Raw genomic sequence first — 21306 nt, 5'->3', positions numbered from 1 at the left:
GTGAGAACTCCTCACGGGCGCGCCTCGTTCGTTGTGGCTCGTCAACACGCCCACCGGAGCAAGCCGCCACTGCCATCGTGACGAATAGCAGTCATGACCACGACGACCACCGAACGCCAGACCTCGGGTGACTCCGCGCGCACGCGCGTCCACCCCTTCGCACGCATGCTCAGCGGAGTGGTCGCCGCCGGCGTCGTGCTCGGCGTGGGCGAGATCCTCTCGCTCCTCTTCAGCTCGGCGTCGTCACCGTTCTTCGCCGTCGGCTCCACCACCGTGGACCGCACGCCCGCGTTCGCCCGCGAGTTCGCGATCGACACCTTCGGCACCAACGACAAGGCCGCCCTGTTCGTCGGCATGTCCATCGGCATCGCGATCATCGCCGCCATCGCCGGCCTGCTCGAGCGCCCGTCCCGTCCCATCGGATCGGTGATCCTGCTGGTGCTCGGTGCCGTGGGCGTCTACGCGGTGCTGCAGCGGCCGACGGCCTCGCTCAGTGATGTCATCCCCACCGTGGTGGGCGTCGTCCTGGGCATCGCGGTCCTGCAGGCCCTCACGCGAGCGCTGGAGGTGCCGGCGGGCACGGTCGACGGGTTCATGCCGCGTCGTAAGTTCCTCGTCCTGTTCGGCGCTGCCGCCGCGGTGGCCGTCGCAGCCGGCACGGTCGGCCGGTACCTCGGCGATCGTGTGGCCGGTGTCGCCGAGGACATCAAGAACTTCCGCCTCCCCACGGTCGCGGCCGGCGAGAAAGCCGCCGCCATTCCGGCCGGTACCGACATCGGCGTCGAGGGCGCGACCACCTTCGTCACGCCGAACAACACCTTCTACCGCATCGACACCGCTCTGCAGGTCCCGCAGCTGACCACCGCCGAGTGGCAGCTCAAGATCCACGGCAAGGTCGACCGCGAGATGACGCTGAGCTGGGACGACCTCATGGCTCGCACTCCGATCGAGCGCGTCGTGACGCTGACGTGCGTCTCCAACGAGGTCGGCGGACCGCTCGCCGGCAACGCGACCTGGATCGGGTTCCCCATCAAGGACATCCTCGACGAGGTGGGTGTGCAGGCCGACGCGGACATGCTGCTGTCCACGAGCATCGACGGCATGACCATCGGTTCGCCGGTCGAGGCCCTCACCGACGGCCGCGACGCGATGCTCGCGGTGTCGATGAACGGCGAGCCGCTGCCCGTCGAGCACGGCTACCCGGTGCGTCAGGTCGTGCCCGGTCTGTACGGATTCGTCTCCGCCACCAAGTGGGTCGTCGACTGGGAACTGACGCGCTTCGACGAGGCGACGGCCTACTGGACCGACCGCGGCTGGGGCGACAAGGCACCGATCAAGACGGCGTCACGCATCGACGTGCCGGCCGCCTTCGCCCCCGTCGCACCCGGTCCCGTCCGTGTCGCAGGTACCGCCTGGGCGCAGCAGCGTGGCATCGAGCGCGTCGAGGTTCGTGTCGACAACGGACCGTGGCAGGAGGCGACGCTCGCCGAGCAGTACACGATCGACACCTGGCGCCAATGGTTCTGGGACTGGGACGCCACTGCGGGCAACCACAACATCCAGGTCCGCGCGACGGATCAGGACGGGAACACGCAGGTCGAGGAGCGCACCCCGCCGATCCCCGGTGGTTCGACCGGGTGGCACACCCGCACCATCATCGTCAGCTGACGTCAGGCGTTCGCGAGGACGTGGTCCGCGGCCGCGTCGCTCACGGTCCGGTGGATCTTCTCGTGCAGCAGGTCGTGTCCGGCGTCGGCGTACTCGCGCAGGGTGATCGTCGGGATGCCGCGCACGAGGTCTCGGACGCCGTCGATCGGCACCATGCGGTCGTCCACACCGTGCAGTGCCAGGGTGGGCGACCGGGTCGCTGCCGTCAGATCCTCGCGGGAGATCGCGCGCGGCGGCATCGCCACCAGCACGACGGCGGGCGCGCTCCCGCCGGTCGCGAGCATCCGCACCGCGGTCGCGGACCCCAGCGAGTGGCCCATCACCGCAGGTCGGTGGCCGGCCTCGACCACGACGCCGAGGAGATGTCGTGCGTTCTCCGCCAGCGCGTCGAGGTAGGCGGCGTCGTCGGCCGCCTCTCCTTCGGACAAGCCGTGGCCGATGTGGTCGAGGCCCCAGGTGGCGATGCCGTGTGCTGCCAGGGCAGCGCCGAACCGGTGGTACTGGCCGGTGTGCTGTCCCCGCCCGTGCAGGAACACGAGGGTCGCGGCAGGGTCCTCGGTGGGTCCCCACTGGCGGTAGTGGGCGCGACCTCGGGGTCCTTCGAAGAACGGCATGTGGCCATTGTGGCTGATGTGACTCAATAGTCACCGGTTCGACACAGAACCGAACCCCACGGTTCCCTCCGCCGTGCGAGCATCGGACCATGAGGTTGGTTTTCGTCATCGTCGTCGCCGTCGTCGCGGCTCTTCTCGGGGCGCCCGCCGCCACCGCTGCGGAGCCTGCCCGAGTGGTCGGGGTGCGGCAGCTCTCGCCGACACACTCGGTCGTCGACGTCTACTCCCCCGCCATGAACCGCGTCGTGCCGAACGACGTGCTCCGCCCGGCTCGCGGCGGGTCGCTCCCCACGCTCTACCTTCTCAACGGCGCCCTGGGCAACGAGGACGGAGTCGGCTGGATCAACAACTCCGGCGCCCCGGGATTCTTCGCCGACAAGAACGTCACCGTCGTGCTCCCCATCGGTGGGCGTCTGAGTTTCTACACGGATTGGCTCGCCGACGATCCGATCCTCGGATCCAACAAATGGCAGACCTATCTGACGCAGGAACTGCCCGGTGTCATGGACCAGCACTTCGGCAGTACGCGCCGCAACGCGGTGGCAGGGGTGTCGATGAGCGGCGGTCCGGCACTCGATCTCGCCGTGCAGGCGCCCGGCCTCTACCGTGCCGCGGCGTCCATCAGCGGGTGCCCCGCCTCGTCGAACCCGCTCGCCCAGGCCGCGATCTCGATCATGATCGGCGGCGCCCTGAACAACCCCTTCAACATGTGGGGCCCTCCCGGCGCTCCCGCATGGGCGCAGCACGACCCGTCCCTCCACGCCGACCGCCTCCGCGGAACGGCTGTCTACGCAGGATCCGCGAGCGGTGTTCCCGGCCCCGTCGACCGCATCCCGCCCGGCAGCATTCCCCCGTTCGGCGGAGCAGCCGTCGAAGCCATGGTGAACACGTGCACCGGCATCTTCGCCGACGCGGTGCGGAGGGCGGGCGTGCCTGCGACCATCTCGATGCGCGGCGAGGGCTCGCACAGCTGGGCACTGTTCGAGGACCAGCTGAAGGAAGCCTGGGGCACGACGATCGCACCGGCCCTCGGGACCCGCTGACCTGTCGGCCGGTCTCGTTAGGGTGGCGGCATGTTCGTCACCGGAGACACCCTCGTCCACAGCGCAGGCGACCTCGCGCTGGCGTCCCGGTGCGAGTACGCACTCCTGCGCACGCTCGACGCGAACCTCGGCCGCATCGAGACCGAGCAGGTCGACGACGCGATGTTCGCCCGGCTCGCGCGCCTCGGCAGTCAGCACGAGGCCCGCGAGCTGCTGAGACTGAAGCGCGAGCATCCGGACGGCGTCGTGACCATCGAACGGCCGGCCGAGAGCATCCCGTCCGCGCTGGCCGCCGCCGCACAGGCCACCCTCGCCGCGGCGCAGCAGCGCGTCCCCGTCATCTACCAGGGCACGTTCTTCGACGGCGAGTTCCTCGGCTTCAGCGACTTCCTGATCCACGACCCGTCGACCGACACCTATGCGGTGCACGACACCAAGCTGTCGCGCACCGAGCGCGTCCCGTCGGTCCTGCAGATCGCGGCGTACGCCGACGCGCTCGCGGCTGTCGGAGTTCCCACGTCCGCCACGGGCCACCTCGTCCTCGGTGACGGCACCGACCATCTCGTGCACCTGCCGGACGTCCTCCCCGTCTACCGCCGCGCACGGCGCGAGATGGTGGCCCTGCTGTCCGGCCACCTGACGCAACTGCTCCCGGCATCCTGGGCCGACCTCGACATTCGCGCCTGCTTCCGGTGCGAGCACTGCACCCCCGAGGTCGAGGCACAGCGCGACCTGTTGCTGGTCGCCGGGATGCGCGTCTCCCAGCGGTCCACGTTGCACGCCGCGGGGATCACGACCGTCGACGAGTTGGCCGCACACACCGGTTCCGTCGCGGACCTCTCGGAGCGGTCCCTCGGCACCCTGCGCGCGCAGGCCCTGGCCCAGGTTCAGCAGGAGCAGTCGGGGTCACCGGTGGTCGACGTGCACACCCCGAGTGCTCTCGGCGCACTGCCCGCTCCGGACGAGGGCGACATCTTCTTCGACTTCGAGGGCGACCCGCTGTACGCCGAACGCGGCTCCTCCGACTGGGGGCTCGAGTACCTCTTCGGCGTCATGGAGTCCGACGGCGCGTTCCGGCCGTTCTGGGCCCACGACCGGCACGAGGAGAGGGCCGCCTTCGTCGCCTTCGTCGAGTACGTGCGTGCACGCCGCGAGGCGTTCCCCGGCATGCACGTGTATCACTATGCGGCTTACGAGAAGTCGGCTCTGCTGCGTCTGGCCTCGCGGTACGGGGTGTACGAGAACGAGGTCGACGACCTTCTCCGGCAGCAGATCCTCGTCGACCTGTATCCCGTCGTGCGGTCCGCCCTGCGCATCGGCGCACCGAGCTACAGCATCAAGAAGCTCGAACCGCTGTACATGACCGATCACCGCGGCGACGTGGCAGACGCCGTCGCTTCCATCACCGAGTACGCGCGGTGGTGCGATCTGCGCGACCGTGGCGACCTCGACGAGGCGGCCGGCGTCCTCGCCGAGATCGCCGACTACAACGAGTACGACTGCCGCTCCACACTGGAACTGCGCGACTGGTTGCTCGGTCACGCCGAACGCGCGGGTGTGGTGCCCCGCGGTCCGCTCGACGCGGCCGAACCGGTCGACGAGGACCGGAACGCGGTGCGAGACGCCCTGTGGGAGTTCGCCGGTGAATCGGTCTCACGCACGACCGACCAGCAGGCGATCGCCCTGCTCGCGGCCGCTGTCGGCTACCACCAGCGCGAGGAGAAGCCCTACTGGTGGGCGCACTTCGACCGACTGGCCTCGCCGATGGACGAGTGGGCCGACACCCGCGACGTGTTCATGGTCGAGGAGGTGGAGTCCATGACCGAGTGGGCGACACCGCCCGGCAAGCGGGTCCAGCGGCGCACGAGCGTGGTGCGCGGTGAGTTCGGGCCCGGCAGTGGGCGCGTGGGGTCGAAGGTGACCGTGCTCTACGCGCCGCCTGCTCCGGACTGGATCGCGCCCGACAGACGCGCGAACCCGCAGTATCGCTGGACGATGCCCGGAACGATCGTCGAGGTGTCCGAGGACGGCGCCCACCTCACGCTCGAGGAGTCGCTGTCCAAGGGCGCCGAACCCCACGATGTCGCACCGGTCGCCACGACGCCCGATGCCTTCGTCAACACGACCACGCTGCGGGAGGCCATCGCCGCTACCGCGGCGGAGGCAGCGGATCGCCTTCCCGAAGTCCGCGCCTCGGCCGTGGTCGACCTCCTGCGTCGTGATCCTCCCCGGACCCGGTCCGGCGCACCGCTCGCCGAGGTCGTCGACGAGCAGGTCGCTGCGGCCATCACGGCGTCGCTCCTCGATCTCGACGATTCCTACATCGCGGTCCAAGGGCCGCCGGGAACGGGGAAGACCTACACCGGATCGCGAGTGATCGCCGCACTCGCACGCGATCACGGCTGGCGCATCGGGGTGGTCGGCCAGTCGCACTCGGTGATCGAGAACCTTCTCGACGGTGTCGTCGCCGCCGGGCTCGATCCCGAGAGCGTCGCCAAGAAGGGGTCGTCCGACAGCACGCACTCGTGGCTCGGCGTGGACTCGTACTCCGGGTACCTGGCCACACACACCGGCGGATGCGTCGTCGGTGCGACGGCCTGGCCGTTCACCAACCGCAAGGAGTTCACGGAGCAGGAGCTGGACCTGCTGGTCGTCGACGAGGCGGGCCAGTTCTCGCTCGCCAACACCATTGCGGTGGCGCGGGTGGCACGCAACCTCCTGCTGCTCGGCGATCCGCAGCAGCTGCCGCAGGTGAGCCAGGGCAGCCACCCCGAACCGGTGGACACCTCTGCTCTGGGCTGGCTCGCGGACGGCTCCGACACGCTCCCGGCCGACCTCGGGTACTTCCTGGCCACCACTCGCCGCATGCACCCCGAGCTGTGTTCCGTGGTGTCCGACCTGTCATACGACGGACGGCTCCGCTCGCACGACACAGTGCTGGGACGGCACCTGGACGGCGTCGACCCGGGAGTGCACACAGTTCTCGTCGACCACGAGGGCAACGCGACGTCCTCGCGAGAGGAAGCGGTCGAGATCGTCCGACTGGCACGGTCACTGGTGGGATCGGCCTGGACGTGTGACGGGGAGACACGGCCGCTGGGCGCCTCGGACCTGCTCGTGGTGGCGGCCTACAACGCCCAGGTCGCCACCGTGCGCGCGGCGCTCGACGATGCCGGACTGCACGAGGCCTCGTGCGGCACCGTCGACAAGTTCCAGGGTCGGGAGGCCGCCGTCGTGATCGTGTCCATGGCCGCGTCGGCCCCCGAGGACGTGCCGCGCGGCATGCAGTTCCTGTTGTCGCGCAACCGCATCAACGTCGCCTTGTCGCGGGGGCAGTGGGCCGCGTACGTCGTCCGCTCACCCGCGCTGACGCACTATCTGCCCTCGACACCGGCGGAGCTGTCGTTGGTCGGCGCCTTCATGCGGGTGAGCCCCGACGAGTGATGCCGGTCAGCCGAAGGCCCGGCCCTCACCGCGGTAGGTGGGCAGTGTCGTGCGAGAACCGTCCGCGGACACGAGGTGTGCCTCGGTGAAGCGCTCGCACACCTCACCGGCCTTGGCATGCCGGAACCACAGCCGATCCCCCACCGCCGCACCGGATCCCGCCACCGGCGTCTGGACCTCCCCGGCCCCCTCGGTGCGGATCAACGCCCCGCGTCCGATCAGTGACGGCACGCGAGAGGCCCCCGTCGGTCCCGAGGCGATGTACCCACCCGAGAACGCTGTCGCGATGGTCCGCGTCGGCGTGCGGACGACGGGGAGCGCGAAGAACAGCGCCGGTCGTGCAGTGAACGCGTCGTAGCGATCGAACAGCGTCGGCGCGAACAAGCCGGATCCCGCCGTCACCTCGGTCACCGCCGGATCCGCAGCCGACACCTCGATCGACCCGGTGCCGCCACTGTTCACGATCTCGAGCACGCCCACCTCGTCCTGCACGGCATCGACCACGGCGCGTCGCCGGAAGGCCAACTCGGACGCCGACTTCCGCTTCATCCACCGCACTGCTCGTCCGGAATCGGGCAGCCCCGCGATCTGCGCCTCGTAGAACATGACGCCGACGACGGACGCGCCGCGCCGGACCGCCTCCCGCGCCAGCGCGGCCACCTCGGCCGGACGACGTAGCGGCGACCGACGAACGCCGATGTGAGCGGGTCCGATGCGGAGCGACGCGTCGACGTCGAGACACACCCGCACCGGAGCTGCCCACGGACCGGCGGCGTCGATCACGTCGAGGTGTGCTCGCGAGTCGATCATGAGAGTGATGCGGCGGCACGCGTCGGCGTCAGCGGCCAGGGTGGCGAGCGCCTGTCGATCCACGGTCGGATAGCCGACGAGGATGTCCGGTACCTCGTTCAGCCACAACGCCTCTCGCAGCGAGTAGGCCATGACGCCCGCGAACCCCCGAACGGCCAGCGCACGCTCGAGGACACCGCGGATACGGACGGATTTCGACGCGAGACGGATGGGCGTACCGCCGGCTCGTCGCACCAGATCCGCGAGGTTGGCCTCGAGCGACTCCTCGTCGATCGCGAGCAGCGGCGGGTCGAGGTCGGCCGTGGCGGCACCGAGCCGATCGAGCACGGTCACGACGGCACCGCCTTCGCCGCGATGCGCGCGGCCAGGTCGTCGAGTTCCGCGATGACGGCGAGGGTGTCCTGGTCGACGAGCCACCGGAGCACCACGCCGTCGATGGTCGCCAGCGCGGAACGCGTCAACGACGTCATCGGTTCGGTCCACCGCATCCGCGACGCCTCGGCCGCCGCCTCGAGGAAGCGCTCCGTCTCGGTGTCCATGACGCGGTACTGCAACGTGCCGATGCCGGGCCCGGCTCCCGCGGAGCGCACCGAGTAGGCGGTGATCTCGTAGGTGAGCAGCTGCCGGTCGGCCGTGCTCTCGATGACCGACCAGAGTGCGGCCACGCCGCGGTGCAGGATCTCGCGCAGCGCACGAGGGCCGACACAGTCCCGCCGGCCATCGGCGGCGGCAGCGTGCAGGGCCGTGCCGACGGCGGCGCCGAGCTCCTGGACCAACGCCTCGCCCATGGCCGTGACGAGCGCTTCCTTGTTCTCGAAGCAGTAGTGGACGACGCCGAGCGAGACCTCCGCGTGTTCGGCGACGGCGCGCACGGTGACGGCGGCGATCCCGGCCTCCGCTGCCACGGTGAGCCCGGCCTCGATCAGCTGCGAACGCCGGAGATCGGCGGGGAGGCGCACGGTCATGGTCGAAGTCTAGGGGGTTGACCTGGACGGTTGTCCAGTACTTGTATCCATCCATGACCGAATGGACGAACTGGGCGGGAAACCAGCGCGCACGGCCCGCGTCGATCGTGAGACCGCACAGCGCCGACGAGATCCGGGACGTCGTCGTGCGCGCGCAGGGCCGGGTCCACGCGGTCGGAGCAGGCCATTCGTTCACCGGCGCCGCGCTGACGGACGGCGTCCTGGTGGCGCTCGACCATCTGACGGGCATCGAGGGTGTGGCCGCGGGACCGGACGGCACCACCGACGTCACCGTGCGCGCCGGAACGCGGCTGCACACCCTGAACGATCTCCTGCATGCCCGCGGACTGGCGCTGACCAACATGGGCGACATCGACGTGCAAGCACTCGCGGGTGCGATCTCGACCGGCACGCACGGCACCGGGGCGCGGTTCGCCGGGCTGTCCGCCCACGTGGTCGGGGCGCGACTGGTGCTGGCCGACGGCACGGAGGTCACGGTGTCGGACGGGCCGCTGTTCGAGTGCGCGCGACTCGGCCTCGGGGCGTTCGGGATCCTGACCGCCGTGACGATGCGGTGCGTTCCGGCCTTCGCGCTGCACGCCGAGGAGACCCCGGGTCGCCTCGGCGAGGCACTCGAGCGTTTCCCCGACGACATGCGCGACGTCGACCATCCGGAGTTCTACTGGTTCCCGCACACGGATCGGGTGCTGACCAAGCGCAACACGCGGCTGCCCGCCGACACGCCACTGTCTCCCGTGGGCCGCGTGTCGTCGTGGATCGACGACGAACTGTTGTCCAACAACGCCTTCGAGGTGATCAATCGCGTGACGACGCGAATCCCGTCCATCATCCCGAGGGCGAACACGGTGTCGGCGGCGGCCTGGTCGGGTCGCACGTTCACCGATCGCAGCTCGTCCGTGTTCGCGTCCTCCCGTCGGGTCCGCTTCCGCGAGATGGAGTACGCGGTGCCGCCCGAGTCCGTGCCGAGCGTGATCCGCGCGATCGAGGCCTGGATCGCGCGGACCGGTTACCGCGTGACCTTCCCGGTCGAGGTCCGCTGCGCCGCCGCCGACGACGTCTGGTTGTCCACCGCGCACGGCCGTGACACCGCCTACGTCGCGGTCCACCAGTACCACCGGCGGCCGGTGGGTGGGTACTTCGACGCGGTGGAGGCGATCGCTCGTGATGTCGGTGGACGACCGCACTGGGGCAAGCTGCACTCCCTCACCGCGGGCACACTTCGTTCGCTGTACCCGCGCTTCGACGACGTCGTGGCCGAACGCGAGCGAGTGGATCCCCACGGCACCTTCGGAAACGACTATTCGGACACGGTGCTCGCGCGACTAGAGTGACACAGTGAACGTGATGCGCAGGGCCCTGTCCGGAATCCTCTCGGCCGCCCTCGTGCTCGGTGTCGGTGAACTCCTCGCCGCCGTGGTCGGCCCGGACTCGTCACCGATCGTCGCTGTGGGGTCGGCCGCGGTGGACAACACCCCCGCAGGCGTCCGCGAGTGGGCCATCGACACGTTCCGCACCTCCGACAAGCTCGCCCTCTTCATCGGTATGGGTGTCGTCATCGCCCTCCTCGCCGCCGGAGCAGGCATCCTCGAACGTGCTCGGCGACCCATCGGATCGGCACTGTTCGTGGTTCTCGGCGTACTCGGGGTCCTGGCGGCGATCTCGCGCTCCGGCAGTGGATCGATCGCAGCGCTCCCCACCGTCGCCGGCGTCGCGGTCGGCATCCTCGTCCTACGGTCGCTCGTCGAGCGCGCGGACCCGGACGCGTCGGAGGGGTTCTCCCGTCGACGCTTCGTGATGCTCGCCGGGATCAGCGCTGCCGCGGCCGTCGCGACCGGCGCCGCGGGACGGGTGCTCGGCGCCTCCACGCGGGCGGTCACGCAGGACCGCAACGCCTTCACCGTCCCGATGCCCGACAGCCCGGCGCCGCCCGTGCCCGCCGCCGCGGATCTCCGGCTGCCCGGCCTGTCCCCGTACGTCACGTCGAACGCCGAGTTCTACCGGATCGACACCGCTCTCGTGGTGCCGCGGGTGAACTCGCAGGACTGGAGTCTGCGCATCCACGGCATGGTGGACAACGAGATGACGCTGACGCTGGCCGATCTCGAACAGCGTGTGTCCATCGAACGGATGGTGACGCTCACCTGCGTGTCCAACCCCATCGGCGGCGACCTCGTCGGCAACGCCACCTGGACCGGCTACGCCCTGAAAGACATTCTGGCGGAAGCACGTCCGCAGGCATCGGCCGATATGGTGCTGTCCTCGTCGCACGACGACTTCACGGCCGGCACCCCGCTGGACGTCCTCATGGACGGGCGCGACGCCATGCTCGCCGTCGCCATGAACGGGGAGCCGCTGCCGATCGAGCACGGCTACCCGGCGCGCCTCGTCGTCCCCGGCCTGTACGGCTACGTCTCGGCGACCAAGTGGATCACCGACCTCGAGGTGACCAAGTTCAGCCAGGCCCGCGCGTACTGGACCGACCGCGGATGGTCCGAGCGCGGACCGATCAAGACGGCCTGCCGTATCGACACCCCCGTCGGCAGCAAGGACGTCCAGGCGGGCACGGTGATGATCGCCGGCGTCGCGTGGGCCCAGCATCGAGGCATCTCCCGTGTAGAGGTCCGCGTCGACGACGGCCCCTGGACCGAGACCACCCTCTCCGACGAGTACTCGCGCGACACCTGGCGCCAATGGTCGTACGCCTGGACGGCCACCTCCGGCCAGCACCGCATCGAGGCTCGGGCCACCGACGGCACCGGTGAGGTGCAGACGGACGTGCGCGTCGACACCGTTCCCGACGGTGCGAGCGGGTACGCGAGCATGCCCGTGACGGTGCAGTAGGTCGCATCCGCGCGGGCTTCCGCGGTACGCGCGCCCCTCCGCCGACTGCAGGGGGTGTGCACGTCGCGGAACCGGTGCGCAGTGCCCCATTGCCACTGCGCGCACAGGTTTCGGCGCCCCACACCCCTTCCGGCTCGACGGAAGGGGTGCACTCGTCGTGCCCGCCGCGCGGGTACCGCCGCGTCGACGACGCCTCGATCACAAACGGACAATTGGTATGCACTGGCTCACATATGGGTTATGGTGAGTGCACTCTCAGCAACCGTGTTGCAGACAGTGCAACACAATCCCATCCTGGAGGCATGCGTGCGCATCTCACCCTCTCGTTCCTCGCACCGGGCGCTCGGCGTCGTGGCAGCAGCGACCCTGGTCGCCGGCGTCGCGGCGGGCTGCGCGGATCGATCGTCCGGCGGCGCCGAGTCCGGCGAGGACTTCCCCACCGGCAACATCACCCTGCTGACGCCGACCGCAGCGGGCGGCGCGACCGACCTCACCGCGCGCACACTGGGCCGGCAGATGGAGGAATCCCTCGGTGTCAGTGTGATCGTCGAGAACCGACCGGGCGGAGCAGGATCCATCGGCATGCAGTACCTCGCCGATCAGGATCCCGACGGATACACCATCGGTGTTCTCCCGGTCGAGGTGAGCCTGCTCGGTCATCAGGGCTACTCGATCGATCCGGCGTCCTACGACTTCCTCGGACAGGTCAACTCCCAGCCCGGCACCATCGCAGTGCCGGCGAACAGCCCGTATCAGACTCTCGACGACCTCCTCGCCGCCGCGCAGGCCGATCCGGGCGGCATCACCGTGTCGAACGCCGGACCCGGAAGCATCTGGGAAGCAGGCGCCGTCGAACTCGGCAGTGTCGCCGGTGTCGAGTTCACGGGAGTCCCCTTCGACGGCGGCGCACCCGCGGTCACCGCGGCCGTGGGCTCCCAGGTCGATGCCGTCGTCGCCGGGATCGGAGAGACGGCACCCGCTCATGCCGACGGGCGACTCCGCGTTCTCGCCGTCTTCACCGAGGAGCCCGCCCCCGCGCTGCCGGGAGTCCCCACCGCCACCGAGCTCGGTCAGGACGTGGTGATCGGCAGTTGGGCCGTCATCGCGGCGCCGACCGGCCTGCCCGACGGCGTGGCCACCCGCATCGAGGGCGCCATCGAAAGCGCCTCCGCGACAGACGAGTACATCGATCTGATCGAGTCCGGCGGCAACCTGCCGCTCTACCGCTCCGCGGACGAGACCACCACCTTCGTCGGATCCGAGTCGGATCGATTCGCGGATCTGGCGGCACAGGAATGACGACGCACGACCTGACGGATTCGTCCGTGACGATCCCGGGCGACTCCTCCGAGGAGGACGTGCGGCACACGAGCCGCACCTACGAAGCGGTCATCGGCGTCGTCGTGGCCCTCGTCGGCGGCGCCCTGTTCGTCGCCGCACGGGACATCGATCTCGCCCGCGAGGGGCAGGCCTTCGGTCCGCGCTGGTGGCCCACCGCGCTCGCGATCTCGATGGTGATCGCAGGACTCGTCCTCGTCGTGCAGGCCTTCACGGGACGCATCGTCTCCGACGAGGCCGCGATGACCCGATCGGGCGGTGTCGCCCTCACCGCGACGCTGCTGGTCATCGTCGTCTACGGCACCGCCTGGCAGTACCTCGACTTCCGGGTCGTCACCGTGGTGCTGCTCGCCGCGCTCGTCGCGATCTTCGGCGGCCGAGGAATCAAGGCGCTCCTCGTGTTCCCGGTGGTCACCACGGCGGTTCTCTGGGTGATCTTCGGCATGCTCCTGCAGGTGCCGCTGTGAGCGCCGTCAGCGAGGGACTGAGCGCCCTCCTCGACCCCAGCATCGGGCTGTGCCTTCTCATCGGCATCCTGCTCGGCACACTCGTCGGTGCCGTGCCGGGCATCACCGCGGCGATGGCAGTCGCACTCGCGGCCGGCTTCACGCTCACTCTCGAACCGCTGCAGGGCCTCTCGGTCCTCCTGTCGATCTACGTCGCCGCCCAGTTCGGCGATCGGGTGCCGTCCATCCTCATCAACACGCCCGGCACCCCGGCGTCGATCGCCACCACCTTCGACGGGTTCCCGATGGCCAAGCAGGGGCGGGCCGGGATCGCACTGACGAGCTCGGCGCTCGTGTCCGCCATCGGATCCGTGGTGGGCATCTGCATCCTCGTCTTCGCCGCACAACCCATCGCGAGTGTGGCACTCCGGTTCGGGCCGGCCGAGATGTTCGCCCTCGTGGTGTTCGGCATGACGATGATGATCGGCGTCTCGGGTGGGCGCGTCGTGAAGGGTCTGTTCGCCGGCATCCTCGGCCTCGGACTCGGGGCCATCGGCCGCGATCCCATCACCGGCGACGGCCGCTTCACCTTCGGACTGAACGAACTGAGCTCCGGCATACCTTTCATCGCGGCGATCGTCGGCTTGTTCGGCATCGCCGAGGTGTTCAACCAGATAATCTGCCGCCGCCCCGGTCTACTCCCCGCACCGATCACACAGCTCGGAAAGTGGTGGCCGACCAAGGCGGAGCGCCGTGAGCTGCTCAAGCCGGCGCTCATCGGATCCGGCGTCGGGTCGGTGGTCGGTGTGGTCCCCGCGGCGGGCGGCGACATCGCCGGGATCGTCTCGTGGGACCAGGCTCGGCGGGCGTCCAAGCATCCCGAGAAGTTCGGGAAGGGCTCACTCGAGGGCCTGGCGGCCGCGGACACCGCCAGCACGGCCACCATGGGCGGATCGGTCACCACCACACTGGCACTGGGTGTTCCGGGCGACGCGGTGATGGCAGTCATGATCGGGTCGATGGTCATCTGGGGCCTGCAGCCGGGCCCGGCCCTGTTCGTCGACTCCCCCGACCTGGTCTACAGCCTCGCGGCGATCATGCTGCTCGCGACGTTCGGTGCACTCGCTCTCGCACTCGTCCGGATGCGCGGCGTGGTGAAGCTGCTCGACCTCCCGCAGCAGTACCTGTGGGCCGTCATCATCACCTTCTGCATGGTCGGGACCTACGCGGTGCAGAACAGCGCATTCGACGTCGGACTCATGCTCGTCTTCGGACTGCTCGGACTGGTGTTGCGACGCAACGGTTTTCCGGCGGGTCCGCTCGTACTGGGCTTGATTCTGGGTCCGCTGGCCGAGAGCAACATCCGTCGGGCGTTCCTCATCGACGGCGCCGCGAGCATCTACACCAGCGGTATCGCCGTCGGTCTGCTCGTGCTGAGCGCGCTGGCCGTCGTCGGCCCGTACCTGCGTGCCGGCCTGAAGAAGAGTCGCACCCGCGCCCCGAAGGAGAGCGTCGATGCCTGAGTTCCTCTGCATCGGAGAGACGATGACGCTCGTCGCACCGGTCGACGCCACCCCACTCCACACGGCGGATCTGTTCACCCTGCACATGGGCGGGGCCGAATCGACCGTCGCTCTCTACCTGGCCGAACTGGGACACGAGGTGTCGTGGGCCAGCGCGGTGGGCGCCGACCCGCTCGGCCGTCGCATCGTCGACGCCATCGCGTCCCACGGCGTCGACACCTCCCACGTCACCGTCCGCGAGGACGCGCCCACCGGCGTCTACTTCAAGGACCCGGACGACGGTGTCACCACCGTCCACTACTACCGGCGGGGCTCTGCTGCGTCGCGCATGTCGCCGGCGACTCTGGACGGACTGCCGTTGCACCGGACCGACGTCGTCCACACGTCCGGTATCACCGCGGGGCTGTCGCCGACCTGTGCGGCGATGACGGATCGACTGTTCGACCTCTGCGCCGGCACGTCGACGATCCTGTCGTTCGACGTGAACTACCGGCCCGGCGTCTGGTCGCGTGAGCGGGCCGCGCCGATCCTGCTCGATCTGGCCCGACGCGCCGACATCGTCTTCGTCGGCCGCGACGAGGCTGCCGACCTGTGGGGCACCGAGGACGCCCGGTCGATCGCCTCCCTCGTCGGAACGTCGGGAACGGTGGTGATCAAGGACAGCGATGTCGGTGCCACGGAGTTCACCCCGTCGGGCGACGTCTTCGTACCGGCGCACACCGTCGAGGTGGTCGAGGTGGTCGGGGCCGGTGACGCGTTCGCGGCGGGATACCTGTCCGGACTGCGTGCAGGCAAGGACGCACACGGCAGGCTGTCCATGGGGCACGATCTCGCCTCGAGAGCGTTGTCGAGCACCACCGACTTCGTCCCCGCAGCAGCGCTCGATGCCTGACGGCACGAGCCCCACAGTCGAAGGAGCGTGAACGATGTCGCAGAGCGTGGAACGAGCGGTCGAGATCCTGGAGTTCGTCGCCGTCCAGCCGCGGACCCAGAGCGAGGTCGCGGCGCATCTCGACATCCACCGGTCGACGGCACTGCGGGTGCTGCAGACCCTCACCGACCACGGCCTGACCCGCAAGCGGGCCGACGGGAAATACGGCGTCGGGTACCGCATCGCCGGGCTGGCTCACGCTGCGCGTGACCAGTTCGACCTCGCGAACACCGCTCGCCCGTATCTGGTCGGACTGGGTGAACAGTGCTCGCACACAGTGCATCTCGCTCAGTTGGACGGCGGCCGCATCATCTACGTCGACAAGATCGAACAACCCGGCATGATCAAGCTGTTCTCCCAGATCGGCGCTCCCGTGTGCCTGCACACGGCCGGCGTCAGCAAGGCGGTACTGGCATTCCAGGACCCCGAGGTGGTCGATGCCGTGCTCGACGGCGCGGACTTCTCGCGACACACGGCCACCACCATCACCTCTCGGCAGCAGTTCGACGAGGAACTGCGAGTCGTCGCCGAACGCGGCTGGTCGGTGGACGACGCCGAGTACGAGGACTACGTCAACTGTGTGGCGATGCCCGTGCGAGACGCGAGTGATCGCGTCGTCGCGGCGGTGTCCATCACCTCGCTGAAGGGGCGCGCGGACCTCGCCGCCCTGCAGAAACTGCTGCCCGACCTCCGGGCAGTCACCGACAACGTGTCGAAGGAGCTCGGATGGAGACCGTGAACGACTGGTTCGACGACGCGTTCTCGTCGCGACCCGTGATGGCCATTCTGCGGGGGTTCTCCCCCGCGCGGTCGGTCGCGCTCGCCCAGCGCGGCTGGGACGCCGGCATCACCTGCATCGAGGTGCCGGTGCAGTCCGCCGCCGCGGTGGACGCCCTGGCCGCGGTGGTGAGCGCGGCAGCCGAGCGCGGCATGACCGTCGGGGCGGGGACGGTGGTCACCCCCGACCTCGTGCGGACGGCACAGCAGGCGGGTGCCGCCTTCACGGTGGCTCCCGGCTTCGACCCCGCCGTCGCGCGGGCGAGCATCGACGCCGGTATGCCGCACCTTCCCGGTGTCGCCACCGGGACCGACGTCCAGGCAGCGGCCGCGTTCGGGCTCGGATGGGTCAAAGCGTTTCCCGCATCCGTCCTGGGCGCCGACTGGTTCGCCGCGATGAAGGGCCCATTCCCCGCGATGCGCTTCGTCGCGACGGGCGGCATGAACGCCCGCAACGCCCCCGACTATCTCGCCGCCGGCGCCGACGTCGTCGCCGTCGGGTCCGCTCTCGAGGACGACACCCAGATCGACCTTCTGAAAGACCTCTCCCTCACCCGATAGGAGTTCTCCTTCATGCCCTCCCTGCTCCGTGACGCATACACCCCGGCGTCGACCCGCTACGACTCGATGGCCTACCGGCCCGTCGGGACCTCGGGCCTCCTGCTGCCTGCCGTGTCACTCGGTATGTGGCACAACTTCGGCGACGACACGCCACTGCAGAATCAGCGCGAGATCATCCGCAGCGCATTCGATCTGGGCATCACCCACTTCGACCTCGCGAACGGCTACGGCCCGCCGATGGGCTCCGCGGAGAAGAACGTCGGCCGCATCCTGGCCGAGGACTTCGCGACACTCCGCGACGAGATCGTCGTCTCCACGAAAGCGGGATACGACTTCTTCCCCGGACCGTACGGCCGCGGCGGTGGTGCGAAATACCTGCTGGGCAGCCTCGACCACTCGCTGACCAGTCTGCGGCTCGACTACGTCGACATCTTCTACAGCCACCGGTTCGATCCGAACACCCCGCTCGAGGAGACGGCCCGTGCACTCGACACCGCGGTGCGCTCGGGCAAGGCACGGTACGCGGGCATCTCGTCCTACTCCGCGGAGCGGACCGTCGAGATGGCAGCTCTTCTCCGGGATCTCGGCACGCCGCTGGCCATCCATCAGCCGTCGTACTCGTTGCTCAATCGCTGGGTGGAGCAGGGAGTTCCGTCACTTCTGGACGTGCTGGACGCGGAGGGCATCGGCTGCATCGCGTTCTCTGCGCTGGCGCAGGGTCTGCTGACGACCAAGTATCTGGACGGCATTCCCGAGGGATCCCGCGCGACTCAGGGCAAGACCCTGCGTGACGGCATGCTGTCGGAGGAGAACCTCGGCAACGTCGCGGCACTGAACGGCATCGCCGAGCGGCGCGGACAGTCGCTGGCGCACATGGCGCTGGCCTGGGTGCTGCGTCGCCGACAGGTCTCCTCGGTGCTCGTCGGTGCGTCCCGGCCGTCGCAGATCGCGGACAGCGTCGCAGCCCTCGACAGCCCGCCCTTCAGCGATCAGGATCTCGCCGACATCGACGAGTACGCCGTCGACGGCGGTCTGAACATCTGGCTCGCCTCGTCCACCGCATGAGCACCCCGGAACTCGCCGCGGTGATCGCCGACGAGACCGCGGTCACCTTCGCCTCGTTCGACCTGGACGACGCCTGGGCTCTCGGTTGCCGGATGCGCGAGGCCGCGGCGACGCGTCGGCTCCCCCTCGTCATCGGCGTCGTGCACGGCCATCAGCGGGCGTTCCACACAGCTTTGCCGGGGTCGTATCCGGAGAGCGACGACTGGTTGACCCGCAAGACCAACACCGCCACGAGGTACGGGCGGAGCTCGCTGGGCGTGCTCGAGTTCTTCACCGCCACCGGCCGCGACTTCGATGCGCAGTCGCGCCTGCCCGCCGAGACGCACGCCGCCGCGGGTGGAGTGCTGCCGCTGCGGGTGGACGGCGTCGGAGTCGTCGGGTACGCGGGCGTCTCGGGTCTACCGCACCGCGACGATCACGCGTTCGTCGTGGAGCAGCTGCGGGAGTACGCAGTGAACCGATGATCGCTGGCGCACAGGTTCCCGCGCCGCACACCCTCGTCCGCCGGACAGAAGGGGTGTGCACATCACGGAACCCGTGCACCCCACGCACGAGAGAGCGGACGCACCCGAATCGGGTGCGTCCGCTCTGTCGTCGTCGAACTAGTTGTGCGAGGCGTCGAATCGCGAGTGCACGTCCGGCACGTGGACGTCACCGAGAACGCGAGCGATCTGGTCCTCGCTGAGACCCAACCGGCGCAGTCGTTCGCACACGGCGTCGAAGCTCAGCATCTTGGAATCGAGTTCCTGCTGGAGCTCGGCGACCTCGGCGCGCAGCACCTCGGCCTCCTCGAGTGCGTCGAGAGTCTCCGCGGGCTTGGGCAGCAGCAGCGACAGCAGCCGGTCGCGGGCATCGGTGCTCAGTCCGTCGAACGGTGCGGAGCCCTCCGCGGCCTCGTGCTTGCCGACGGGAGCGGTCACCGGTGCGATCTCGGTGGTGTCCGCGGTGTCGGTGCGAGCCTCGTCCTTCTGCATGTCCACGGCGGTCTCGCCCTGCACGTCCGAGTCCTCGACGGGCACGGCCTGCTCACCCTGAGGCTTCAGGTCGATCGTGGTGCGCAGCGGGCGGTTCGGGATGAACAGCACCGCGAGCACGGTGACCAGTGCGACGAACCCGGCGATCAGGAAGATGCGTCCGGTGGCGTCACCGTAGGCGGTACGGATGACCGCGGCGATCGGGTCGGGCAGCGATCCGATGTCCAGGGTGCCGCCGCCGTTGGAGCCGGCGGGGACACCGAGGGCGGCGAGTCCGGAGGCCGAGTTGTCGGCGACGCGGGTGGCGAGGACCGATCCCAGAACCGAGACGCCGATGGCGCCACCGAACGTCCGGAAGAACGCGACGGTGGACGATGCCGCACCGATGTTCTGCACGCTCACGGTGTTCTGCACGGCCAGCACCAGGTTCTGCATCAGCATGCCGGTACCGAGGCCGACGATGGCGATGAAGACGCCCACGAGCCACAGGTTGGTGGCGTGATCGAGCGTGCCCAGCAGACCGAAGCCGACCACGAGCAGGAAGGAACCGGTGACGATGAAGGGCTTCCACTTGCCGAAGCGGGAGATCAGCTGACCCGAGCCGACCGACGAGACGAGCATGCCGGCGACGAGCGGGATGGAGAGCAGGCCTGCCGCGGTGGGCGAGTAGCCACGAGCGGTCTGGAAGTACTGACCCAGGAAGGTGGTGGCGCCGAACAGGCCGACACCCACGGCGACGGAGGCGATGATGGCGAGTCCGGTGGTGCGCTCGGTGACGATCTTGAGCGGGATGATCGGGCTCTTGACCTTCGCCTCGACGAGGACGGTGAGGATCAGCAGAGCGACACCGCCGCCGACGTACATCGCGGTCTCACGGGAGATCCAGTCGTAGTACCCGGCCTTGCCGGCGAACGAGACCCAGATGAGCAGCACGGACACACCGGCGGTGAGGAGAAGCGCGCCGAGCCAGTCGATGGAGACGTCGTCCTTGCGCTCGGTGGTGATGTGCAGCGTGCGCTGCAGCAGCAGCAGAGCGATGACGGCGAGCGGGATGCAGACGAAGAAGCACCAGCGCCACCCGAGGGGGCTGTCGACGATGACGCCGCCGAGGATCGGGCCGCCGGACATCGAGACGGCCATGACGGCGCCCATGTAGCCGGAGTAGCGACCGCGCTCACGAGGAGACACGATGCTGCCGATGATGGCGACGACGAGTGCGGTCAGACCACCCATGCCGATGCCCTGCACCACGCGAGCGGCGAGCAGGATCGGCACGTTGTGCGCGAGGCCGGCCATGACGGAGCCGATGACGAAGATGACGAGTGAGCTCTGGACCAGCAACTTCTTGTTGAAGAGGTCGGCGAGCTTGCCCCAGATCGGCGTCGAGGCCGCGTTGGCGAGCAGTGCCGTCGTGATGACCCAGGCGTACGCGGTCTGCGAGCCCTTCAGGTCACCGATGATGGTGGGCAGGGCGGTCGAGACGATGGTCGTGCTGAGCAGGGCGGTGAAGAGCCCGGCGAGCAGACCGATCAGGGCCTCGAGGATCTGCCGGTGCGTCATCGGGGTCGAGTCCGCGGCGGCCTCGGCCGGAGCCGAGAGCTGATCGGTGTCACTCACCCGGGAGGGCGGAGTGTCGTGTGTGACGGTCATGTCTGTGGTTCTTCCTATTCTCAGTTATGCGAGAGGATGCGCTGGCCGGAGTGCCGGGCCTGCGCCTCGTCGGTGAAGGTGGACGTGAGTCGACGGATGGAGTCGAGGGCGGCATTCGCCTGGTCCTCGTCCCAGTCCCCCAACATGCGGGACAACCGTGCGACTCGGTGCTCCTTGATGCGGTCCAAGCAGGCGAGTCCGACGTCGGACACCCGAACCCGGGTGGCACGTCCGTCGTCGGGATCGGGAGTACGCACGACGTGGCCGGCGTCCACCAGCTCGGCGAGCTGACGGCTGAGCACGGACTGGCTGGTGCACATGGCGTTCGCCAGTTCGGACTGTCGGCACTCGCCGTGAGTGGCGAGCGTTCCCAGTACGCCGACCAGGGCGGCCGGCAACTCGGTGCGGTCGTCCCCCGTCGACACGGCCACGCGCAGTGCGCGGCCGAAGCGGAAGACTTCTTCCATCAGCAGCTCTGCTGTCTCGGTGTGGACGGCCACGGCGATCTCTCCTCGAACTCGTTTACTTGCTGTCTGCAACTATATAGATAGATACCTGAGGTAAACAACTATTAATGTGTCTCTCTTCCCGAGCCGTGGGGCGTGGCCCGGACCAGCAGTCGTCGCCGCCTCCTG

The 21306-nt window shown here is 69.2% G+C and carries 18 protein-coding genes; 13 read left to right on the top strand and 5 right to left on the bottom strand.

The window, feature by feature from the left end:
- Positions 1–93 precede the first annotated feature (93 nt).
- A complete protein-coding gene (locus ASG69_RS08455) occupies positions 94–1668 on the top strand; it encodes a molybdopterin-dependent oxidoreductase (protein WP_056441931.1) in 1575 nt (524 codons plus the stop codon).
- 2 nt (positions 1669–1670) lie between these two features.
- On the opposite strand, the gene ASG69_RS08450 is transcribed toward ASG69_RS08455, so the two are convergent.
- Positions 1671–2282: an alpha/beta hydrolase gene (locus ASG69_RS08450; protein WP_056441929.1), complete on the bottom strand. Its 612-nt coding sequence runs from the start codon at positions 2280–2282 to the stop codon at positions 1671–1673.
- Between the two features lie 89 nt (positions 2283–2371).
- Between ASG69_RS08450 and ASG69_RS08445 the strand changes: the two genes are divergently transcribed.
- Both ASG69_RS08445 and ASG69_RS08440 read left to right on the top strand, forming a co-directional pair.
- Complete coding sequence (locus tag ASG69_RS08445; RefSeq protein WP_056441924.1) at positions 2372–3325, top strand: alpha/beta hydrolase; 954 nt, start codon at positions 2372–2374, stop codon at positions 3323–3325.
- Between the two features lie 30 nt (positions 3326–3355).
- Positions 3356–6769 carry a TM0106 family RecB-like putative nuclease gene (locus tag ASG69_RS08440; protein WP_056441921.1) on the top strand — a complete coding sequence of 1138 codons (3414 nt, stop codon included), beginning with the start codon at positions 3356–3358 and terminating at the stop codon, positions 6767–6769.
- A gap of 6 nt (positions 6770–6775) precedes the next feature.
- Here ASG69_RS08440 and ASG69_RS08435 read toward each other — a convergent pair whose 3' ends face one another.
- Together ASG69_RS08435 and ASG69_RS08430 are read right to left on the bottom strand one after the other, a co-directional pair.
- Positions 6776–7912: an alanine racemase gene (locus ASG69_RS08435; protein ID WP_056441919.1), complete on the bottom strand. Its 1137-nt coding sequence runs from the start codon at positions 7910–7912 to the stop codon at positions 6776–6778.
- Positions 7909–8544, bottom strand: coding sequence for a TetR/AcrR family transcriptional regulator (locus ASG69_RS08430; protein WP_056441916.1), 636 nt, complete (start codon positions 8542–8544; stop codon positions 7909–7911). Before ASG69_RS08430 ends, ASG69_RS08435 begins: the two co-directional genes overlap by 4 nt.
- 53 nt (positions 8545–8597) lie before the next feature.
- Here ASG69_RS08430 and ASG69_RS08425 point away from each other — a divergent pair, with 53 nt between their 5' ends.
- From ASG69_RS08425 to ASG69_RS08380, 10 genes are all read left to right on the top strand, one after another.
- A complete protein-coding gene (locus ASG69_RS08425; RefSeq protein WP_056441913.1) occupies positions 8598–9896 on the top strand; it encodes a D-arabinono-1,4-lactone oxidase in 1299 nt (432 codons plus the stop codon).
- A gap of 13 nt (positions 9897–9909) precedes the next feature.
- A complete protein-coding gene (locus ASG69_RS08420) occupies positions 9910–11406 on the top strand; it encodes a molybdopterin-dependent oxidoreductase (protein ID WP_200933795.1) in 1497 nt (498 codons plus the stop codon).
- A gap of 306 nt (positions 11407–11712) precedes the next feature.
- Positions 11713–12705: a tripartite tricarboxylate transporter substrate binding protein gene (locus ASG69_RS08415; RefSeq protein ID WP_235578884.1), complete on the top strand. Its 993-nt coding sequence runs from the start codon at positions 11713–11715 to the stop codon at positions 12703–12705.
- On the top strand, positions 12702–13211 hold the full coding sequence (locus ASG69_RS08410; protein WP_056441910.1) for a tripartite tricarboxylate transporter TctB family protein: 510 nt from the start codon (positions 12702–12704) through the stop codon (positions 13209–13211). The genes ASG69_RS08415 and ASG69_RS08410 overlap by 4 nt, the downstream gene beginning before the upstream one ends.
- Positions 13208–14713, top strand: coding sequence for a tripartite tricarboxylate transporter permease (locus ASG69_RS08405; protein WP_056441907.1), 1506 nt, complete (start codon positions 13208–13210; stop codon positions 14711–14713). The genes ASG69_RS08410 and ASG69_RS08405 overlap by 4 nt, the downstream gene beginning before the upstream one ends.
- Positions 14706–15605 carry a sugar kinase gene (locus ASG69_RS08400; RefSeq protein WP_056441903.1) on the top strand — a complete coding sequence of 300 codons (900 nt, stop codon included), beginning with the start codon at positions 14706–14708 and terminating at the stop codon, positions 15603–15605. The genes ASG69_RS08405 and ASG69_RS08400 overlap by 8 nt, the downstream gene beginning before the upstream one ends.
- A 34-nt stretch (positions 15606–15639) precedes the next feature.
- On the top strand, positions 15640–16383 hold the full coding sequence (locus ASG69_RS08395) for an IclR family transcriptional regulator (protein WP_027504686.1): 744 nt from the start codon (positions 15640–15642) through the stop codon (positions 16381–16383).
- Complete coding sequence (locus ASG69_RS08390; RefSeq protein WP_056441899.1) at positions 16371–16982, top strand: bifunctional 4-hydroxy-2-oxoglutarate aldolase/2-dehydro-3-deoxy-phosphogluconate aldolase; 612 nt, start codon at positions 16371–16373, stop codon at positions 16980–16982. The genes ASG69_RS08395 and ASG69_RS08390 overlap by 13 nt, the downstream gene beginning before the upstream one ends.
- A 12-nt stretch (positions 16983–16994) precedes the next feature.
- Positions 16995–18047, top strand: coding sequence for an L-glyceraldehyde 3-phosphate reductase (gene mgrA, locus ASG69_RS08385; RefSeq protein WP_056441897.1), 1053 nt, complete (start codon positions 16995–16997; stop codon positions 18045–18047).
- The gene (locus tag ASG69_RS08380) at positions 18044–18511 is read left to right on the top strand and encodes a heme-binding protein (RefSeq protein WP_235578883.1); all 468 of its coding nucleotides are present in this window, start codon (positions 18044–18046) and stop codon (positions 18509–18511) included. The genes mgrA and ASG69_RS08380 overlap by 4 nt, the downstream gene beginning before the upstream one ends.
- A 138-nt stretch (positions 18512–18649) precedes the next feature.
- Here the strand turns inward: ASG69_RS08380 and ASG69_RS08375 are convergent, their stop codons facing one another.
- Both ASG69_RS08375 and ASG69_RS08370 read right to left on the bottom strand, forming a co-directional pair.
- Complete coding sequence (locus tag ASG69_RS08375) at positions 18650–20581, bottom strand: MDR family MFS transporter (protein WP_156380482.1); 1932 nt, start codon at positions 20579–20581, stop codon at positions 18650–18652.
- 110 nt (positions 20582–20691) lie between these two features.
- Positions 20692–21171 carry a MarR family winged helix-turn-helix transcriptional regulator gene (locus ASG69_RS08370; RefSeq protein WP_056441889.1) on the bottom strand — a complete coding sequence of 160 codons (480 nt, stop codon included), beginning with the start codon at positions 21169–21171 and terminating at the stop codon, positions 20692–20694.
- Positions 21172–21306 lie beyond the last annotated feature (135 nt).

The organism is Rhodococcus sp. Leaf225, from assembly GCF_001426145.1.
Taxonomy (GTDB): domain Bacteria; phylum Actinomycetota; class Actinomycetes; order Mycobacteriales; family Mycobacteriaceae; genus Rhodococcoides.
The sequence above is the reverse complement of the archived record's forward strand: the minus strand, read 5'-3'. Positions and strand labels throughout refer to the sequence as shown.

What these genes read in the sequence shown, in the direction of transcription:
- ASG69_RS08455 (WP_056441931.1), top strand. Translation starts at nt 94, where the DNA reads ATGACCACGACGACCACCGAACGCCAGACCTCGGGTGACTCCGCGCGC.
- ASG69_RS08450 (WP_056441929.1), bottom strand. Translation starts at nt 2,282, where the DNA reads ATGCCGTTCTTCGAAGGACCCCGAGGTCGCGCCCACTACCGCCAGTGG.
- ASG69_RS08445 (WP_056441924.1), top strand. Translation starts at nt 2,372, where the DNA reads ATGAGGTTGGTTTTCGTCATCGTCGTCGCCGTCGTCGCGGCTCTTCTC.
- ASG69_RS08440 (WP_056441921.1), top strand. Translation starts at nt 3,356, where the DNA reads ATGTTCGTCACCGGAGACACCCTCGTCCACAGCGCAGGCGACCTCGCG.
- ASG69_RS08430 (WP_056441916.1), bottom strand. Translation starts at nt 8,544, where the DNA reads ATGACCGTGCGCCTCCCCGCCGATCTCCGGCGTTCGCAGCTGATCGAG.
- ASG69_RS08425 (WP_056441913.1), top strand. Translation starts at nt 8,598, where the DNA reads ATGACCGAATGGACGAACTGGGCGGGAAACCAGCGCGCACGGCCCGCG.
- ASG69_RS08420 (WP_200933795.1), top strand. Translation starts at nt 9,910, where the DNA reads ATGCGCAGGGCCCTGTCCGGAATCCTCTCGGCCGCCCTCGTGCTCGGT.
- ASG69_RS08410 (WP_056441910.1), top strand. Translation starts at nt 12,702, where the DNA reads ATGACGACGCACGACCTGACGGATTCGTCCGTGACGATCCCGGGCGAC.
- ASG69_RS08400 (WP_056441903.1), top strand. Translation starts at nt 14,706, where the DNA reads ATGCCTGAGTTCCTCTGCATCGGAGAGACGATGACGCTCGTCGCACCG.
- ASG69_RS08395 (WP_027504686.1), top strand. Translation starts at nt 15,640, where the DNA reads ATGTCGCAGAGCGTGGAACGAGCGGTCGAGATCCTGGAGTTCGTCGCC.
- ASG69_RS08390 (WP_056441899.1), top strand. Translation starts at nt 16,371, where the DNA reads ATGGAGACCGTGAACGACTGGTTCGACGACGCGTTCTCGTCGCGACCC.
- mgrA (WP_056441897.1), top strand. Translation starts at nt 16,995, where the DNA reads ATGCCCTCCCTGCTCCGTGACGCATACACCCCGGCGTCGACCCGCTAC.
- ASG69_RS08380 (WP_235578883.1), top strand. Translation starts at nt 18,044, where the DNA reads ATGAGCACCCCGGAACTCGCCGCGGTGATCGCCGACGAGACCGCGGTC.
- ASG69_RS08375 (WP_156380482.1), bottom strand. Translation starts at nt 20,581, where the DNA reads ATGACGCACCGGCAGATCCTCGAGGCCCTGATCGGTCTGCTCGCCGGG.